This is a genomic window from Modestobacter sp. VKM Ac-2977 (assembly GCF_026968045.1).
In the GTDB taxonomy this organism is placed as follows: Bacteria; Actinomycetota; Actinomycetes; order Mycobacteriales; family Geodermatophilaceae; genus Modestobacter.
The window spans coordinates 86284-102911 of the sequence record NZ_JAPVBQ010000004.1 but is presented as its reverse complement, the minus strand read 5'-3'; the positions used below and the strand labels follow the sequence as shown (position 1 = coordinate 102911).

At 75.3% G+C, this 16628-nt stretch carries 17 protein-coding genes; 9 read left to right on the top strand and 8 right to left on the bottom strand.

Annotation, left to right across the window (positions count from 1 at the left end):
• Positions 1 to 28 precede the first annotated feature (28 nt).
• Complete coding sequence (locus O2V63_RS17130) at positions 29 to 352, top strand: hypothetical protein (RefSeq protein WP_269168745.1); 324 nt, start codon at positions 29 to 31, stop codon at positions 350 to 352.
• 58 nt (positions 353 to 410) lie between these two features.
• Here O2V63_RS17130 and O2V63_RS17125 read toward each other — a convergent pair whose 3' ends face one another.
• Genes O2V63_RS17125 through O2V63_RS17115 form a run of 3 tightly spaced genes read right to left on the bottom strand, consistent with a single transcriptional unit; the run spans position 411 to position 2432 of the window.
• The gene (locus tag O2V63_RS17125; protein WP_269168744.1) at positions 411 to 1223 is read right to left on the bottom strand and encodes a M23 family metallopeptidase; all 813 of its coding nucleotides are present in this window, start codon (positions 1221 to 1223) and stop codon (positions 411 to 413) included.
• The gene (locus O2V63_RS17120; RefSeq protein ID WP_269168743.1) at positions 1220 to 1729 is read right to left on the bottom strand and encodes an ArsR/SmtB family transcription factor; all 510 of its coding nucleotides are present in this window, start codon (positions 1727 to 1729) and stop codon (positions 1220 to 1222) included. The genes O2V63_RS17125 and O2V63_RS17120 overlap by 4 nt, the downstream gene beginning before the upstream one ends.
• Positions 1730 to 1769: 40 nt before the next feature.
• Complete coding sequence (locus O2V63_RS17115) at positions 1770 to 2432, bottom strand: IclR family transcriptional regulator (protein ID WP_241176056.1); 663 nt, start codon at positions 2430 to 2432, stop codon at positions 1770 to 1772.
• 88 nt (positions 2433 to 2520) lie between these two features.
• On the opposite strand from O2V63_RS17115, the gene leuC reads away from it, so the two are divergent.
• Together leuC and leuD are read left to right on the top strand one after the other, a co-directional pair.
• Positions 2521 to 3945, top strand: coding sequence for a 3-isopropylmalate dehydratase large subunit (gene leuC / locus O2V63_RS17110; RefSeq protein WP_269168742.1), 1425 nt, complete (start codon positions 2521 to 2523; stop codon positions 3943 to 3945).
• Positions 3946 to 3950: 5 nt separating this feature from the next.
• The gene (gene leuD / locus O2V63_RS17105; RefSeq protein WP_269168741.1) at positions 3951 to 4556 is read left to right on the top strand and encodes a 3-isopropylmalate dehydratase small subunit; all 606 of its coding nucleotides are present in this window, start codon (positions 3951 to 3953) and stop codon (positions 4554 to 4556) included.
• A 27-nt stretch (positions 4557 to 4583) separates the two neighbouring features.
• Here the strand turns inward: leuD and O2V63_RS17100 are convergent, their stop codons facing one another.
• From O2V63_RS17100 to cofC, 3 genes are read right to left on the bottom strand one after another with little or no spacing between them, the layout of a single operon-like run.
• The gene (locus tag O2V63_RS17100; protein WP_269168740.1) at positions 4584 to 5525 is read right to left on the bottom strand and encodes an NUDIX hydrolase; all 942 of its coding nucleotides are present in this window, start codon (positions 5523 to 5525) and stop codon (positions 4584 to 4586) included.
• Positions 5526 to 5535: 10 nt separating this feature from the next.
• Positions 5536 to 7608, bottom strand: a complete 2073-nt coding sequence (locus O2V63_RS17095; protein ID WP_269168739.1) for an RNA degradosome polyphosphate kinase — start codon at positions 7606 to 7608, stop codon at positions 5536 to 5538.
• Between the two features lie 14 nt (positions 7609 to 7622).
• Positions 7623 to 8264: a 2-phospho-L-lactate guanylyltransferase gene (gene cofC / locus O2V63_RS17090; RefSeq protein WP_269168738.1), complete on the bottom strand. Its 642-nt coding sequence runs from the start codon at positions 8262 to 8264 to the stop codon at positions 7623 to 7625.
• Between the two features lie 143 nt (positions 8265 to 8407).
• Here cofC and O2V63_RS17085 point away from each other — a divergent pair, with 143 nt between their 5' ends.
• The 6 genes from O2V63_RS17085 (at position 8408) to O2V63_RS17060 (ending at position 15598) form a co-directional block, all read left to right on the top strand.
• Complete coding sequence (locus O2V63_RS17085; RefSeq protein WP_269168737.1) at positions 8408 to 9841, top strand: serine hydrolase domain-containing protein; 1434 nt, start codon at positions 8408 to 8410, stop codon at positions 9839 to 9841.
• Positions 9838 to 11382 carry an amidohydrolase gene (locus O2V63_RS17080; protein WP_269168736.1) on the top strand — a complete coding sequence of 515 codons (1545 nt, stop codon included), beginning with the start codon at positions 9838 to 9840 and terminating at the stop codon, positions 11380 to 11382. The genes O2V63_RS17085 and O2V63_RS17080 overlap by 4 nt, the downstream gene beginning before the upstream one ends.
• Before the next feature lie 177 nt (positions 11383 to 11559).
• A complete protein-coding gene (locus O2V63_RS17075) occupies positions 11560 to 12555 on the top strand; it encodes an NAD(P)H-dependent glycerol-3-phosphate dehydrogenase (protein ID WP_269168735.1) in 996 nt (331 codons plus the stop codon).
• Positions 12556 to 12594: 39 nt separating this feature from the next.
• The gene (locus O2V63_RS17070) at positions 12595 to 13755 is read left to right on the top strand and encodes a cystathionine gamma-lyase (RefSeq protein WP_269168734.1); all 1161 of its coding nucleotides are present in this window, start codon (positions 12595 to 12597) and stop codon (positions 13753 to 13755) included.
• An 11-nt stretch (positions 13756 to 13766) separates the two neighbouring features.
• Complete coding sequence (locus tag O2V63_RS17065) at positions 13767 to 14945, top strand: D-alanine--D-alanine ligase family protein (RefSeq protein ID WP_269168733.1); 1179 nt, start codon at positions 13767 to 13769, stop codon at positions 14943 to 14945.
• Positions 14942 to 15598, top strand: a complete 657-nt coding sequence (locus O2V63_RS17060; protein ID WP_269168732.1) for a hypothetical protein — start codon at positions 14942 to 14944, stop codon at positions 15596 to 15598. Before O2V63_RS17065 ends, O2V63_RS17060 begins: the two co-directional genes overlap by 4 nt.
• Positions 15599 to 15668: 70 nt before the next feature.
• Here O2V63_RS17060 and O2V63_RS17055 read toward each other — a convergent pair whose 3' ends face one another.
• Positions 15669 to 16283, bottom strand: coding sequence for a DUF3515 family protein (locus O2V63_RS17055; RefSeq protein WP_269168731.1), 615 nt, complete (start codon positions 16281 to 16283; stop codon positions 15669 to 15671).
• 5 nt (positions 16284 to 16288) lie between these two features.
• Positions 16289 to 16522, bottom strand: a complete 234-nt coding sequence (locus O2V63_RS17050) for an Lrp/AsnC ligand binding domain-containing protein (RefSeq protein ID WP_014742398.1) — start codon at positions 16520 to 16522, stop codon at positions 16289 to 16291.
• Positions 16523 to 16628: the final 106 nt, after the last annotated feature.

Genomic DNA, 16628 nt, shown 5'->3' with positions numbered 1-16628 from the left:
GGCCAGCGTTCCCGAGAGGAGCACCCCCATGAGCACTCCGAGCAACGGGCAGGACCCGGGTGAGGCGCCGGCGACCGGTGGTCGGCACACGGCGGGCGCCTACGACGTCCGGGTCGTCATCGCGGCCCTGATCGGGCTCTACGGCGTCGTCCTGGTCGTCCTGGGCATCGTCGACTACGGCGCGGCCGAGGCCGCCAAGACCGGTGGCGTGAACGCCAACCTGTGGGCCGGCATCGGCATGCTGGTCTTCGCCCTGGTCTTCGTCGCCTGGACCCGGCTGCGGCCGGTGGTCGTCGAGGGCGGCGAGGCGGTCGAGGACCCGACCGGCGGAGCGGACACCGCCGGCCGGTAGCCCGGCAGGACACCCGACGACGGCCCGCGGTGGGGACCCCACCGCGGGCCGTCGTGCGTCACCGGACGGCCACGCCGAGCAGCTCGCCGTCGGCCGGTAGCCCGTCGGCGCCGTCGGCGGCACCGGCGCGGAAGGCCATCGGGACGCCGGTGGCACCACCCAGCCCCGGGGAGTCGCACAGCTGGACGTGCAGGTGCGGTTCACTGCTGTTCCCCGAGTTGCCGCACTCGGCCAGCTGCTGCCCGGCGACGACTCGCTGACCCCGCTCCACCAGGACCGAGCCGCGGCGCAGGTGGACGAGGGCGGCGAACGCCCCGTCGTCGGCCCGGACGACGACGTGGTTGCCGGCGAGCCAGCGCGCGCCGCCCACCTGCCGGACGAAGCTCTCGACCACCAGCAGGTGGAGGATCGAGAGCCAGCCACTGCGGGCCCGGTGGTCGCGCCGCCGCTGGTGCACGCGCACCACCACGCCGTCCACCGGGCTGAGCACCGGCTGCCCGAACGCCGGGTACTCCTCGGGCCGGCGCCAGTGCCCGCCGGAGCCGAACTCCGGGCGGCTGCCGTCGGGCGGGTCCAGCACCAGGTCGATCGCGTAGGTCTGCCCCAGGCTGTTGGTCCCGTGCGAGGGGACCTTCGTGGCCGGGGAGTTCAGGGCCCGCCAGGGGCCGCGCACCGGGGGGTCGACCACGCGCACCGGGGCGGCGGGGGGGCGCACCCGGTCGAGCAGGCCGAACCCGACCAGGACGACGATGCCGGCCAGCGCACCCCAGGCCAGCAGGCCCACGGTGTCCGCCAGGATCAGCAGCACGCCGAGCGCGGGCAGCGGCGGACGGGCACGGGCCACCAGTCGCTGGAGCGTCGCGCCGGTCACGGGGCCACCGCCGCGAGCACGACGTACAGCGGCACGACCCGCTCGGCCGGTACCGCGTACGTGCCCCGGCCGGCCGTGCGCAGCCAGCCGGCGGCGGTGAGCTGGCGCAGGTGGTGGTGCAGCTGTCCGGTGGTGCCCAGGCCCGGCAGCGCGGCCAGCGCTGCGGTCGTGGTGTGCCCGCCCAGCACCTCCCGGAGCAGCCGCAGCCGGACCGGGTGGGCGAGGGCCGACAGCGCGGTGGTGAGGGTCTCGTCGTCGTCCGGCCCGGCCGCGCGCAGCCCCTCGGCGTCGTGGGTGCGCTGCCAGGCGTACTCCTCGCCGCCGGGCAGGCGCACCTGCCCGCCGTAGGCGACCGCACCACCTGGCAGCTCGGCCGCCTCGGCGGCCAGCCCGTGCAGCAGCCAGAACCGTTCGCGGTCCGGTGGCACGGGGCCGGGTGGCTGTGACCGCTGCTGTTCCAGCGCGGCGAGCCGCTCCTCGATCCGGGTCAGGCGGGCGTCGTCCATGCGCCAATAGTACGAAAGTACGTAGGAACGAACAAGCGTGTCAGCGGGCTGCCCGCGAGACGGCGACGGCGGCGTCCAGGACGGCGGAGACCACCTCGGGACTGGGGCGGCGGCCCAGTCGCTCGACCGGGCCGGAGATCGAGACGGCACCCAGCACGCCACCGGCACCGTCGCGCACCGGGGCGGACAGCGAGGCGACCCCGGCCTCGCGCTCGGCGACGCTGTGCGCCCAGCCGCGGCGGCGGACGTCGAGCAGGGTGCGGGCGGTGAAGCTCGCCGCCGGCAGCAGGGCGGTGACCTCCTCGGCGGGGGAGAAGGCCAGGAGCACGTGCGCCGCCGACCCGGCGGTCAGGGGGAGGCGGGCACCCAGGGGCACGGTGTCGCGCAGTCCGCTGGCGCGTTCGGCGACGGCGATGCACACCCGGCTGCTGCCGTCCCGCACGTAGAACTGGGCGCTCTCACCGGTGCTGTCGCGCAGCACGGCCAGGTGCCGGCCGGCCAGGTCGCCGAGGTCGACGCCACCCCGCCCGAGCTCGGCCAGCGCCGGGCCGGGGGCCCAGGCACCGGTGTCGGTGCGCCGCAGCAGGCGGTGCGCCTCCAGGGCCGTGGCGAGCCGGTGTGCGGTCGCCCGCGGCAGCTCGGTACGCGCCACCAGCTCAGCGAGGCTGGCCGGCTCGGCCGACACGGCGCGGAGGATGGCCACGGCTTTGTCCAGGACCGCGACGGGGTTAGGCTGTCCCACGTAGCAATACTCGCATCCCAACATGTGAGATGGCAACGAGGAGGACCCCGTGGGCAGGACCCTGGCGCAGAAGGTGTACGAGCAGCACGTCGTCCGGCGGACGACGGGAGAGCCCGACCTCCTCTACATCGACCTGCACCTCGTGCACGAGGTGACCAGCCCGCAGGCCTTCGACGGGCTCCGGGCCGCCGGCCGCACCGTGCGTCGTCCGGACCTCACCATGGCCACCGAGGACCACAACGTCCCGACCCTGGACATCCTGTCCCCGATCGCCGACCCGATCAGCCGGGCCCAGGTGGACGCGCTCCGGCGCAACGCCGCCGAGTTCGGCATCCGGCTGGCCCCGATGGGCGACCGGGACCAGGGGATCGTGCACGTGATCGGCCCGCAGCTGGGGCTCACCCAGCCGGGCATGACCATCGTCTGCGGCGACAGTCACACCTCCACCCACGGCGCCTTCGGCGCGCTGGCCTTCGGCATCGGCACCAGCGAGGTCGAGCACGTGCTCGCCACCCAGACGCTGCCGCAGCTGCCGGCCAAGCAGATGGCGGTCACCGTCGACGGCGAGCTGCCCCCGGGCGTCTCGGCCAAGGACGTCATCCTCGCCGTCATCGCCCAGATCGGCACCGGCGGCGGCCAGGGCCACGTCATCGAGTACCGGGGCAGCGCGATCCAGGCGCTGTCCATGGAGGCCCGGATGACGATCTGCAACATGTCGATCGAGGCCGGCGCCCGCGCCGGGCTCATCGCCCCCGACCAGACGACGTTCGACTTCCTGCAGGGCCGCCCGCACGCCCCGCAGGGCGCCGACTGGGACGCCGCCGTCGCGCACTGGTCGACCCTCACCACCGACGACGACGCCGTCTTCGACCACGAGGTGCACATCGACGCGGCCTCGCTGACCCCCTACGTCACCTGGGGCACCAACCCCGGCCAGGGGCTGCCGATCGACGCCGCGGTGCCCGACCCGGCCACGATCGCCGACGAGAACGAGCGCCGGGCCGCCGAGTCCGCGCTGGCCTACATGGGCCTGACCGCCGGCACCCCGCTGCGCGAGATCGACGTCGACACCGTCTTCCTGGGGTCGTGCACCAACGGCCGGATCGAGGACCTCCGGGTCGCCGCCGCCCTGCTGAAGGGCAAGCACGTCGACGCCAGCACCCGGATGCTCGTCGTCCCCGGCTCGGTGCAGGTGAAGCTGCAGGCCGAGGCCGAGGGCCTGGACCAGGTCTTCCTCGACGCCGGCGCCGAGTGGCGGGGCGCGGGCTGCTCGATGTGCCTGGGCATGAACCCCGACCAGCTGAAGCCGGGCGAGCGTGCGGCCTCCACCAGCAACCGCAACTTCCAGGGCCGGCAGGGCAAGGGCGGGCGCACCCACCTGGTCTCCCCGGCCGTCGCCGCGGCGACCGCGCTCACCGGCCGGCTCACCGCCCCCGCCGACCTGCCCGACGCCCCGATCCCCGCTGGAGTCTGACCGACATGGACGCCTTCACCACGCACACCGGCACCGCCGCCCCGCTGCGGCGGAGCAACGTCGACACCGACCAGATCATCCCGGCCGAGTACCTCAAGCGGATCACCCGCACCGGGTTCGAGGACGGGCTGTTCGTCGCCTGGCGCACCAACGAGCCCGACTTCGTGCTCAACCAGCCGCAGTACGCCGACGCCTCGATCCTGGTCGCCGGGCCCGACTTCGGCACCGGCTCCTCCCGGGAGCACGCGGTCTGGGCGCTGCTGGACGGCGGCTTCCGGGTGGTCATCAGCTCCCGGTTCGCCGACATCTTCAAGAACAACTCGACCAAGTCCGGGCTGCTCACCGTGCTGATGTCCGAGCCGGACGTCGAGGCGCTGTGGGCCACGATCGAGGCCGACCCGGCCACCCCGGTCACCGTGGACCTGCGGGCCGAGCAGGTCACCTACGGCTCGGTCACCGTGCCGTTCGAGGTCGACCCCTACACCCGCTGGCGGCTGCTCGAGGGGCTGGACGACGTCGGCCTCACCGAGCGGCACCTCGACGACATCACCGCGTTCGAGGCCGCGCGCCCGGCCTGGCTGCCCCGCTCCCTGCCGGCGCTCCCCGCCTGAGGGTCGGCCCCCGAGAGGGGGCCGGCGTCAGCCCCGGCCGGCGCTGCTGGGCGTCAGCGTGCCGGCCGGGGCCGCGGGGTCGGCGGTGAAGTCGCGGTAGTAGTCGGCGACCAGGGCGCCGGGCCGGCCGCCGAGCGCCCACACGCTGCCCTTCGCCGACGGCGGCCACAGCGCCCCGGCGGTGTCGTGCCACCGCACCCCCAGCGCGAGCAGCGCCGCGGGGATGGCGCCGCCCTGGCTGCAGATGACCACCGGGCCGGCGGCGGCGGTGTCCGCCAGCAGCCGGGTCACCAGCTCGACGCCGGCCTGCGGGTCGGCGTCGAACCCCTCCTCGCCCAGCTCGGGCACCGGCCCCACGGGGAGCCCCAGCTCGCGGGCCAGCGGGTCGAGGGTCTGTCCGCAGCGCACCGGCGGGGCAGCCAGCAGCCGGGACGGCGCGAAGACCGGCAGGACGGCGGCCAGCGTCGCGGCCTGCGCGCGGCCCCGGCGGTCCAGCGGGCGGGTGTCGTCCGGGCCGTCCCAGTCCGACCGGTCGCCGGCCGAGGCGTGCCGCACCAGCAGCACCCGGGGTGCCCGGGGCGCGTCGGTGCGGGCGAGGTCCTCGAGCACGGCCCGGTCGTGGCTGTGGCTGACCAGGTCGACGGCCTCGGGCACCGGCAGCCAGCGCAGCTCGTCGACCTCGTCGTTGGGCGCGAAGGCGCCGCCGGTGGCCTGCATCACCCAGTAGTCGACCCGCTTGGGGCCCTGGCGGTGGGCGTACCGGGTCTGCACGCTGCGCCGGCCGACCGCGACCTGCAGGCCGGTCTCCTCGCCGACCTCCCGGACCGCGGCGACCAGCGGGTGCTCTCCGGCGTCCAGCTTGCCCTTGGGCAGCGACCAGTCGTCGTACTTGGGCCGGTGCACCACCGCGGTCTCGACCGTGCCGTCGTCCGCGGTGCGCCAGACCACGCCGCCGGCGGCGGGGATCAACCGGTCGTCCTCAGCCAGCGTTCTCACCCCGCAGCGCCAGCAGCTCCTTCTGGTTGTCGCGCTCACCGGTGCGGGTCCAGGTCGAGTCGCCGGCCAGCTGCCAGCTGCGCACGTCCGGGGCCATCGCCTCGTCGAACATGCGCTTCAGCTGGCGGGCGGCCACCGGGTCGTTGACCCGCAGCAGCACCTCGACCCGCCGGTCCAGGTTGCGGTGCATCAGGTCGGAGCTGCCCAGCCACCACTCCGGGGAACCGTCGTTGGCGAAGTTGACGACCCGGGAGTGCTCCAGGAACCGGCCGACGATGGAGCGGACCCGGATGTTCTCGCTCAGCCCCGGCACGCCCGGTCGCAGGGCGCAGATGCCCCGGATGACCAGCTCGACCGGCACGCCGGCCAGTGACGCCTCGTACAGCGCGTCGATGATCTGCTCGTCGACCAGCGAGTTCACCTTGATCCGGATGCCTGCGGGCTTGCCCTCCGCGGCGTGCCGGGCCTCGCGGCGGATCTTCTCGACCAGGCCGGTGCGGATCCCGTGCGGGGCGACCATCAGCGAGCGGTAGGTGGTCTGCCGGGAGTAGCCGGTGAGGGTGTTGAACAGGTCGGTGAGGTCCGCGCCCACCCGGGGGTCGGCGGTGAGGATGCCGAGGTCCTCGTAGATCCGCGCGGTCTTCGGGTTGTAGTTGCCGGTGCCGATGTGGCAGTACCGGCGGATCACCCCGTGCTCCATCCGGACGACCAGCGCGGTCTTGCAGTGGGTCTTCAGGCCGACCAGCCCGTAGACGACGTGGCAGCCGGCGCGCTCCAGCGAGCGGGCCCAGCTGATGTTGGCCTCCTCGTCGAACCGGGCCTTGATCTCGACCAGGACGACCACCTGCTTGCCCGCCTGGGCCGCCTCGATCAGCGCCGAGACGATCGGGGAGTCACCGGACGTGCGGTACAGCGTCTGCTTGATCGCCAGCACGTCCGGGTCGGCCGCGGCCTGCTCGATGAACCGCTGCACGCTGGTGGCGAAGGAGTCGTAGGGGTGGTGCACCAGCACGTCGCCCTCGCGCAGCGTGGCGAACACGCTCTTGGGGGTCTCGCCCTCGCTGAGCCGGGGGTGCGTGGCCGGCACGAACGGCTCGTCCTTGAGCTCCGGGCGGTCCAGGTCGTAGAGCGCCATCAACGAGCCGAGGTCGAGCAGCCCGGGCACCGAGACGACGTCGGCCGGGCTGATCTCCAGCTCGTGCACCAGGACGTCGAGGATCTGCGGGTCCATCGTCTCGGTGACCTCCAGGCGCACGGCCGGGCCGAACCGGCGCCGGGCCAGCTCCCGCTCCAGCGCCTGCAACAGGTCCTCGTCGCGGTCCTCCTCGACCTCCAGGTCGGCGTTGCGGGTGACCCGGAACAGGTGGTGGTCGATCACGTCCAGGCCGGGGAACAGCGCGGTGAGGTGCGCCGCGATCAGGTCCTCCAGCGGGAGGAACACCGCCTCGGCGTCCGTGCTGCGGGTGTTCGTCCCGATCGGGATGAACCGCGGCACGTTGTTGGGCACCTTGATCCGGGCGAAGCGGGGGGCGCCGGTGTCCGGGTCGCGCACCGAGACGGCGAGGTTCAGCGAGAGCCCGCTGATGTAGGGGAAGGGGTGCGCGGGGTCGACCGCCAGCGGCGTGAGCACGGGGAAGACCTGGTCCCGGAAGTACTCCCGCAGCCGCATCGCGTCGGCCTCGGCCAGGTCCGACCAGTGGATGATCCGGATGCCCTGCTCGGCCAGCCGCGGCGCCACGTCCTTGTCGAAGACGCTGGCGTGCCGGTGGACCAGGGCCTGGGTGCGCTCGGTGACCCGGGCCAGCTGCTCCCGGACGGTCAGGCCGTCGGGGGAGCGCACGGTCAGCCCGGTGCTCTGCCGCCGCTTCATCCCGGCGATGCGGACCATGAAGAACTCGTCGAGGTTGCTGGCGAAGATCGACAGGAACTTCACCCGCTCCAGCAGCGGCAGCGCGTCGTCCTCGGCCAGCTCGAGCACCCGGGAGTTGAAGTCCAGCCACGAGAGCTCGCGGTTGAGGAAGCGGTCGGCGGGCAGCGGTGGAGAGGCAGCGGGCACGGGTCGATCCTGCCTCACCAGGCGGTGGAGGAGAGGAACCCCGTCGTCCGGGGCCCGACCCCGAGGTGCCGGGCGGCCGCCAGGTCGGCGGGGGTGTCGACGTCCTGGCGGAGCCCGGGCCAGTCGCCGGTCAGGGAGATCGCCCCGGTCGCGGTGTGGGCGGCGGCGGAACCGGGGCCGAAGCGCGGGTCGAGCCCTCCGGCGGGGACGGCCAGCAGCGTCGTCCCGGTGCCGGCGGTGTCGGCGACGAAGCTGCGGGGCCGGCCCGCCGCCTCGGCCAGCGCATCGGACAGCTCGGTGGCCCGCAGGGCCGGCAGGTCGGAGTTCAGCGCGGCCAGCGGGCCGGCGCCGCCGGTCCGGGCGACCCGGGCGCCGTGCTCCAGGGCGGCGTTGAGTCCCCGGCCGGGCCGGTCCTCGACGGTCCGGGCGCCCAGTCCGGTGACGACGGCGGCGGCCCGCGGGTCGTCGGTGACCACCAGCACCAGGCCGACGGCGGGGCTGGCCATCGCGGCGGCGACGGTGTCGCCCAGCAGGGCCAGCACCAGTTCCCGGTGTGCGGCCGGGCTGCCACCGGACAGCGTCGCGGTCAGCGGTGCCAGCCGCGTCTTGGCCGCGTCGAGCCGCTTCGCCGGGACGACGACCGACCACCGCTGCACCGGGCAAGCTCAACACACCGGGGCCGGGGTGAGCTGCGCGGCCGGGTACGGCAGGCCCGCGCCGGGGGCCCGCTGCCGCCGTCGCGGCGTGAGGTGATGTGCTCCCTCCACCACAGTCCGCCGGCCCCGAGGAGCTCGCCGCGATGAGCACCACCCCTGAGCGCACCGCCGAGGTCGCCACCGCAGCGGCGGGCCACCTGGAGTCGTGGCTGGACCACCAGCGCCGCCGGCTGCGGGTGCCGGGCGTGCAGGCCGCCGTCCGGGTCGGTGGCGAGCTGGTGCTGGACACCGCGCTGGGCGTGGCCGACCTGGACAGCGGGGCACCGCTGACCGCCGGCCACCTGTTCCGGATCGCCTCGCACTCCAAGACCTTCACCGCCACCGCGGTGCTGCAGCTGGTCGAGGCCGGGCGGCTGCGGCTGGACGACCCGATCGGTCAGTGGGTGCCGGCGCTCGAGGGGTCGGCGGTGGCCGAGGTCACCGTCCGCGAGCTGCTCGGGCACCAGGGCGGTGTCATCCGGGACGGCCGGGACAACGACCACTGGCAGCTGGGCCGGCCCTTCCCGGACGCGGAGCTGCTGCTGCGCATCGCGGTCGAGGAGGGAGCGGTCCTCCAGCGCAACGAGCACTTCAAGTACTCCAACATCGGCTACTCGCTGCTCGGTTCGGCGATCGAGGCGGTCACCGGCACCTCCTACGCCGAGCACGTGCAACGCACGGTGATCGACCCCCTGGGCCTGGTCGACACCGGACCGGAGTGGGACCCGGCCCGGGCCGGCGAGCACGCCACCGGGCACACCGGCCTGCTGGACGGCGAGGACACCCGGCTGACCATCCCGGCGGTGGACACCCGGGCGATGGCCGCGGCGACCGGGTTCTGGTCGACCGCCCGCGACCTCACCGCCTTCGGCGCGGCCCTGACCACCGGCGACACCCGGCTGCTGCGCGAGGACACCAAGCGGCTGATGCGCCGGCCCGAGTCCGAGATCCGCGCGCACGGCGCCCCGCCGCGGCACTACGGGCTGGGCCTGGACCTGCGGACCGTCGGCGAGCGCCGGCTGGTCGGGCACAGCGGCGGCTTCCCGGGGCACATCACGCGCACCTGGATCGACCCGGAGGCCCAGGTCGTCGTCACCGTGCTGACCAACGCCGTGGACGGGCCGGCCGACGTGCTGGCCCGGGGGCTGTTCGCGCTGCTCGACCTCGCCCTGGCTGCACCCGCCGACGTGCCGCAGCCGCCGGCGGCCGAGCTGGCGCGCTACGCCGGCCGCTTCGTCAACCTCTGGGGCGCCACGGACGTCGCGCTGCTGGGCGGCCGGCTGGTGCTGCTGCACCCCAGCGCCCCCGAGCCGGCCGAGGACCACCTCGAGCTCACGGTGGAGGGCCCGGACACCCTGCGCCAGGAGGCGGTCGCCGGGTTCGGGGCGGCCGGTGAGACGGTCGAGTACACCTGGGCCGACGACGGCACCGCCGCCGCGGTGCGGTTCGGTGGCATCTCGGCCTGGCCGGCCGAGGTCTTCCGCGCACAGCGGGCCGCCCAGGTGCGCGCCGGGCACGCCGGCGGGACCGGCCGATGACCGCGGTGCTGCTGCGTTCGGCCCGGCTGGGCGCCCGGACCCGCGACGTCCTGGTCGCCGACGGGCGGGTGGTGGCGATCGCCGACGACCTGTCCTCCGGGGGCCCGGGCCTCGACCGGCTCCCCGTCCCGCTGGAGGTCGTGGACCTGGCCGGCGCCGTGCTGCTGCCCGGTCTGCAGGACGCGCACACCCACCTGGAGCAGTGGGCCGCGACCCAGCGGCGGGTCGACGTCTCCGCGGCGCAGTCGGCGCAGGAGGCCGCGGCCCTGATGGCCGCGGCGCTGCAGGCCGCGCCGCCCGCGCCGGCAGCGGTGGTGCTCGGCCACGGCTTCCGGGACGCGCTCTGGACCGAGCCGGCCACCGCCGCCGTCCTGGACGACGCCCTCGCCGGGGTGGCGCCGCCGGACACCAGCGTCGTCCTGGTCAGCGGCGACCTGCACACCACCTGGGCGAACACCGCCGCCACCCGGCGCTTCGGCCTGAGCACCCCGACCGGGGTCGTGCTGGAGCAGGAGGCGATGGACGTCGTGGCCCGGGCCGCCCGCGTCGACCCGGCAGTCCTGGACGGCTGGGTGCTGGACGCCATGGCCGCGGCGGCGGCGCGCGGCCTCACCTCCGTCGTCGACCTCGAGTACGGCGACCTGATCGGCTCCTGGGCCCGGCGGGCCGGGCTGCGGGAGGGCGGTCCCGCACTGCGCGTGCGGGCCGGGGTCTGGATCGACCGGCTGGAGGAGGCGATCGCCGCCGGGCTGCGCAGCGGCGACCCGCTGCCCGGGGTGGTCGACCCGGTCGCCGCCGACCGGGTGCGGATGGGCCCGCTGAAGGTCTTCGTCGACGGCTCCCTCGGCACCCGCACCGCCTTCTGCCACGACCCGTACCCGGGGGCCGCGGGAGCGGACGCCCACGGGGTGCTGCGCACCCCGCCGGAGGAGCTGGAGCGGCTGCTCCGCCGGGGGAGCGCGGCCGGGCTGGACCTCGCCGTGCACGCCATCGGCGACCGGGCCACCGCGGTCGCGCTGGACGGCTTCGCCGCCGCCGGCTGCACCGGGCGGATCGAGCACGCCCAGCAGGTGCACGACGCCGACCTGCCGCGGTTCGCCGAGCTGGGGGTGGTCGCCAGCGTGCAGCCCCGGCACGCCCTGGACGACCGGGACGCCGCCGACCAGCACTGGGCCGCCGCGACGGCGCGGGCGTTCCCCTACCGGGCGCTGGTCGACGCCGGCGCGGAGATCGTGCTGGGCTCCGACGCGCCGGTCGCACCGCTGGACCCCTGGGACGGCATCGCCAGCGCCGTCCACCGGTCGCTGGACGACCGCCCGGCCTGGCACCCCGAGCAGCACCTGGACCTGGACACCGCGCTGGCCGCAGCCAGCGGGGGACGGCGCGGGGTCCGGGTCGGGGACGTGGCGGACCTGGTGGTGGTGGCCGAGCCGCCCGCGACGGTCCTCGCCCGCGACGGCGCCGACGGCCTGCGGGCAACGGAGGTGCTGGCCACCCTGGTCGGCGGGCGGTTCACCCACCGGGCACCCGGCCTCGGCTGAGGAGGACGCCGCCCGACACCCCGGGGCCGCGTGCCGGCCGATCCGGGCCGGAGGGCACGATCATGGGCCGGGTCGTCGGTGCATCGCCGGCGGGCCACGAGACGGAAGGGGTCCGGTGTCCGAGCAGTCGTCGCCGCACACGGCCACCGTGCCCACCCCGCGAGCCGGGGCGGCCGCATGACCCGCGCCGCGGTGCTGGGCGCCGGCTCCTGGGGCACCACCTTCGCCAAGGTGCTCGCCGACGCCGGGTGCTCGGTGACGCTGCACGCCCGCCGTCCCGAGCTGGTCGCGTCGATCACCGCGAGCCGGGAGAACGCCGACTACCTGCCCGGGGTGCGGCTGCCCGACGCGGTGCGCGCCACCGGGGACGCGGCCGAGGCGCTCGACGGTGCCGAGGTCGTCGTGCTGGCCGTGCCCAGCCAGACGCTGCGGGCCAACCTCACCGGCTGGGCGCCGCTGCTGCCCGCCGACTCCTCGCTGCTGTCGCTGATGAAGGGCGTCGAGCTCGGCACGACCAAGCGGATGAGCGAGGTGATCCGCGAGGTCACCGGCGCCGGTGCCGACCGGGTGGCGGCGCTGTCCGGCCCCAACCTCGCCCGGGAGATCGCCGAGGAGCAGCCCTCGGCCACGGTGATCGCCTGCTCCGACGACGACCGGGCCGCGGCGCTGCAAGCGGCCTGCCACACCCGCTACTTCCGGCCGTACACCAACCCGGACCTGGTCGGCTGCGAGCTGGGCGGCGCGGTCAAGAACGTCATCGCGCTGGCCTGCGGGGTCGCCGCCGGTCTCGGCTTCGGGGACAACACGCGCGCCTCGCTGATCACCCGCGGTCTCGCCGAGACCGCCCGGCTGGGCATCGCCCTCGGCGCCGACGTGACCACCTTCGCCGGGCTGGCCGGGCTGGGCGACCTGGTCGCCACCTGCTCCTCACCGCTGTCGCGCAACCGCACCTTCGGTGAGCACCTCGGCCAGGGCATGTCGGTCGCCGAGGTGGAGCAGATCACCCGGCAGACCGCCGAGGGCGTGAAGAGCTGCCGCTCGGTGCTGGACCTGGCCCGCGCGCACGGGGTCGACGTGCCGATCACCGAGGCGGTCGTCCGGGTCTGCCACGAGGGGGAGTCCGCCGCGCAGATGGTGCGGGAGATGATGTCCCGAGAGGCCAAGCCGGAGTAGCTCCCCGGGGCGCCGTCGCACACCCGTGGAGGACCGTCCGTGACCACTCCTGACCTGCCCGCCGACCTCGGCGACGGCACCCGGCTGGTCCACGCCGGCGACGACCCGGCCGTGCCGGGCACCCCGCTGCGTCCGTCGCCGGTCTTCGCCGCGCCGTACCACCTCGGGGACGAGGCCCCCGGCTGGCAGGGCGCCGACGGCTACGCCCGCCCGGACAACCCGACGCTGCGGGTGTTCGAACGTGCGGTCGGCGAGCTGGACGGCGGCGACTGCCTGTCCTTCGCCACCGGCATGGCGGCGATCAGCTCCGCGGTGCTGGCGCTGGTCGGTCCTGGCGACCGCGTCGTGCTGCCGTCGGACGGCTACTACGCCACCCGGGTGCTCGCCCGCGACGAGCTGGCCCGGTTCGGCGTCCAGGTGCAGCTGGTGCCCACCCTGGAGATCGAGGACGTCGCCGCCCGCGGGGACCTCGACGGCGTCCGGCTGGTGCTGCTGGAGACCCCCAGCAACCCGCAGCTGGACGTCTGCGACATCGCCGCCGTCGCCCGGGCCACCCAGGCCTCGGGTGCGCTCCTGGTGGTGGACAACACCACGGCCTCACCGATCGGGCAGCGCCCGCTGGCCCTGGGTGCCGACGTCACCGTGGGCTCGGACACCAAGGCCCTGACCGGGCACAGCGACGTGCTGCTCGGGCACGTCAGCACGGCCCGCACCGAGCGCGGCCGGGAGCTGCACACCCGGATCGCCGCCTGGCGCAAGACCACCGGCAACACCCCCGGCGCGTTCGAGGCCTGGCTGGCCCACCGGTCGATGGGCACCCTGGACCTGCGGCTGGCCCGGCAGGCCGCCAACGCCGCCGCGCTGGCGGAGCTGCTGGCCGCGCACCCGGCGGTCAGTGGCGTCCGGTGGCCCTGGCGGCCGCAGGACCCGTCGTACGCGCTGGCGACCCGGCAGATGCTGCGCCCCAACGGCGTGGTCTCCGCCGAGCTCGCCGACGAGGACGCCGTGGCGCAGCTGGTGCGCAGCAGCCGGCTGGTCGCGGCGGCGACCAGCTTCGGTGGCATCCACACCACGGTCGACCGGCGGGCCCAGTGGGGCGGGGACGCCGTCCCGGCCGGGTTCGTGCGGTTCTCCTGCGGCATCGAGGACACCACCGACCTGGTGGCCGACCTGACATCCGCGCTCGGGACCCTCGGCTAGGGTCGGCGGCGATGACCGGGAAGGCGCGCAAGACCAGGGTCGCTGTCGTCTTCGGCGGGCGGAGCGCGGAGCACGCGATCTCCTGCGTGTCGGCCGGGAGCGTGCTCGCCGCGCTGGACCCGGAGCGGTACGAGGTGGTGCCCGTCGGCATCACCCGGGACGGCCGCTGGCTGCTGCACGACGGCAAGGCCCTGGCCATCGACGGCGGGCAGCTCCCCGAGGTCGCCGACGGCACCGCGGTGTCCCTCGTGGGCGACCCGGCCGGCCGCGGGCTGGCGGTGCTGGACGCCGGGCAGGCGATCGGCCGGCTCACCGAGGTCGACGTCGTCTTCCCGGTGCTGCACGGCGCCTACGGCGAGGACGGCACCATCCAGGGCCTGCTGGAGATGTCCGGGCTGCCCTACGTCGGCTCCGGGGTCTTCGCCAGCGCCGCCTCGATGGACAAGGAGTTCACCAAGAAGCTGCTCACCGCGGCGGGCATCCCGCAGGGTGACCACGTGGTGCTGCGCGACGCCGCGGGCGCCCTGTGCGCTGACCCGGCGGTGCTCGACGAGGCGGCGCGGGCGCGGCTCGGGCTGCCGGTCTTCGTCAAGCCCTCCCGCGCCGGCTCCAGCATCGGCATCACCAAGGTCACCGACTGGGCGCAGTTCCCGGCCGCCGTCGCGACGGCGGCCGCGGTCGACCCGAAGGTCGTGGTCGAGGCCGCGGTGCCCGGCCGGGAGATCGAGTGCGGGGTGCTCGCCGCGCCCGGTGCCGGGTTGCCCGACGCCAGCCTGCCGGCGGAGATCCGGCTGCGGCCGGGCACCGACTGGTACGACTTCGACGCCAAGTACCTCGAGGACGCCGTCGAGTTCGACGTGCCCGCCGACCTCACCACCGAGCAGGTCCGGGCGGTGCAGGAGATGTCCCGCCGGGCGTACCTGGCGCTGGACTGCGCCGGGCTGGCCCGGGTCGACTTCTTCCTGACCACCGACCCGGCGACCGGTGCCGACCGGTGGGTCGTCAACGAGGTCAACACGATGCCCGGCTTCACCCCGATCTCGATGTTCCCGCGGATGTGGGCCGCCTCCGGGGTGAGCTACCCGGAGCTGGTCGACCGGCTGGTGGCCAGCGCCCTGGCCGGCCGGGAACCGGTCACCGCCCCGGCCGCGACCGCCTCGCCGGACGGCGCCGTGTTGGGCGCCGGATGACCTCCCGGCGGCTGCTGCCGGGCGCCACGGCGGCAGTGCTGCTGTTGGTCGCCCCGGTGTGCGCCGGCTGCTCGTCCTCGGAGGCCGTACCGGCACCGGAGGCCGCGACGACGGCGGCGATCCCGGCCAGCCCGGCCGAGCTGGAGGCGCTGCTGGTCGACGACGTCCCGTCCGGGCTGCCGCGGGTGCCCGACGACGAGCTGGACCCGCCGGCGGGGGAGAAGACGATCGACGACGTCGCCCGCTACGGGCAGGACGCGGAGCGCGAGCAGGAGGTGCTCGCCGACTACGGGTACACCCGTGGCTGGGAGCGCTTCTGGCGGTCGGAGGAGGAGCTGACCAGCGTCTTCCTCGACCAGTTCGCCGACCCGTCCGGCGCGGTCACCTACGCCGACGACCTGGCCCGCAACGACGCCGAGCACTACGGCGGTGTGCTGGACCGCTCCCCGAGCGGGCTGCCGGACGACTGCGTGCTGCTGGCCCAGGACGACCCGGCGCCGGAGCACCGGATGGCCGGCCCGGCCGCCTTCGCCTGGTGCTCGGCCGGGGTGTTCACCGTCGCGGTCGCGGCCGTCGGGGACACCCCGGAGGACGCCCGACGCGAGCTGGCAGCGGTCACCACCGCGCAGCTCGCCCGGCTCCCGGCCGGCTGAACGGAGCGGTGGCCCCCGTGCAGGGTCCCGCCGCGAGCGCGCGAGTGGCGGGGGGCACGGAGCTCCTTCCTCAGTCGGCGGGCAGCGGCGCCGGCGTCGGTTCGGTGTAGGGGATCGAGCCGGCGATGAGCGGGCTGAGCGCGGTGGGGGCGGCGCTGTCGGAGCTGACCGGCACGCGCACCTGGACCGGGACGTTGCGGTCGACCGTCGTCCACACGTAGACGTCGGGGTCGGTGGTGTCGACGAACCACTCCACCCCGGAGACCACCAGCGTCTGCGGTCCGCCCACCACGTAGCCGGCCGGTGGTTCGGCGCCGCAGACCAGCACGGTCGCGGGGTCGCCCCAGGCGTAGGCGAACGGGCTGTCGGAGTCGACCGGGCGCGACGTCTCCTCGGCCAGCTCCAGCGGCAGCTGGCCCATCAGCGCCGGGCAGGCCAGGTCGGCCTCGGGGGTGATCGGCGGGGTCTCGACGGGCAGCGGGGGCAGGTCGGCACGCGGCGCCGAGGTCGTGCCGGAGATCTCCGCGACCGCGCCCGGCTCGTCCTCGGCGTCGCGGCCGACCACGTTCACCAGGACCAGCAGGGCGACCACCAGCGGCACCAGGACGGCGGTGGCGATCAGCGCCGCCCGCCGCAACGGGTCGGGAGGCGGCGCGGCGGGCTGGTCGGGGGCGGGGGTGCTCAAGCGGCTCAGAGGTTGACGACGGGGCAGGTCAGCGTGCGGGTGATCCCGTCGACCGACTGCACCCGGGCCACCACGAGCCGGCCGAGCTCGTCGACGGTGTTCGCCTCGGCCCGCACGATGACGTCGTAGGGGCCGGTGACGTCCTCTGCCTTGGTCACGCCGGCGATCTCGCTGATGCTCGCGGCGACCGCGGCTGCCTTGCCGACTTCGGTCTGGATCAGGATGTAGGCGTGGACCACGGGTTGACCTTCCTCGGGCAGTGCTTCGACGCCGGCTGGCACGTCGGCAACGGCTGGGGGTGCGACCGGCCTGCCGAGCAGCGGGCCGATCGGCAACGTACCCCAG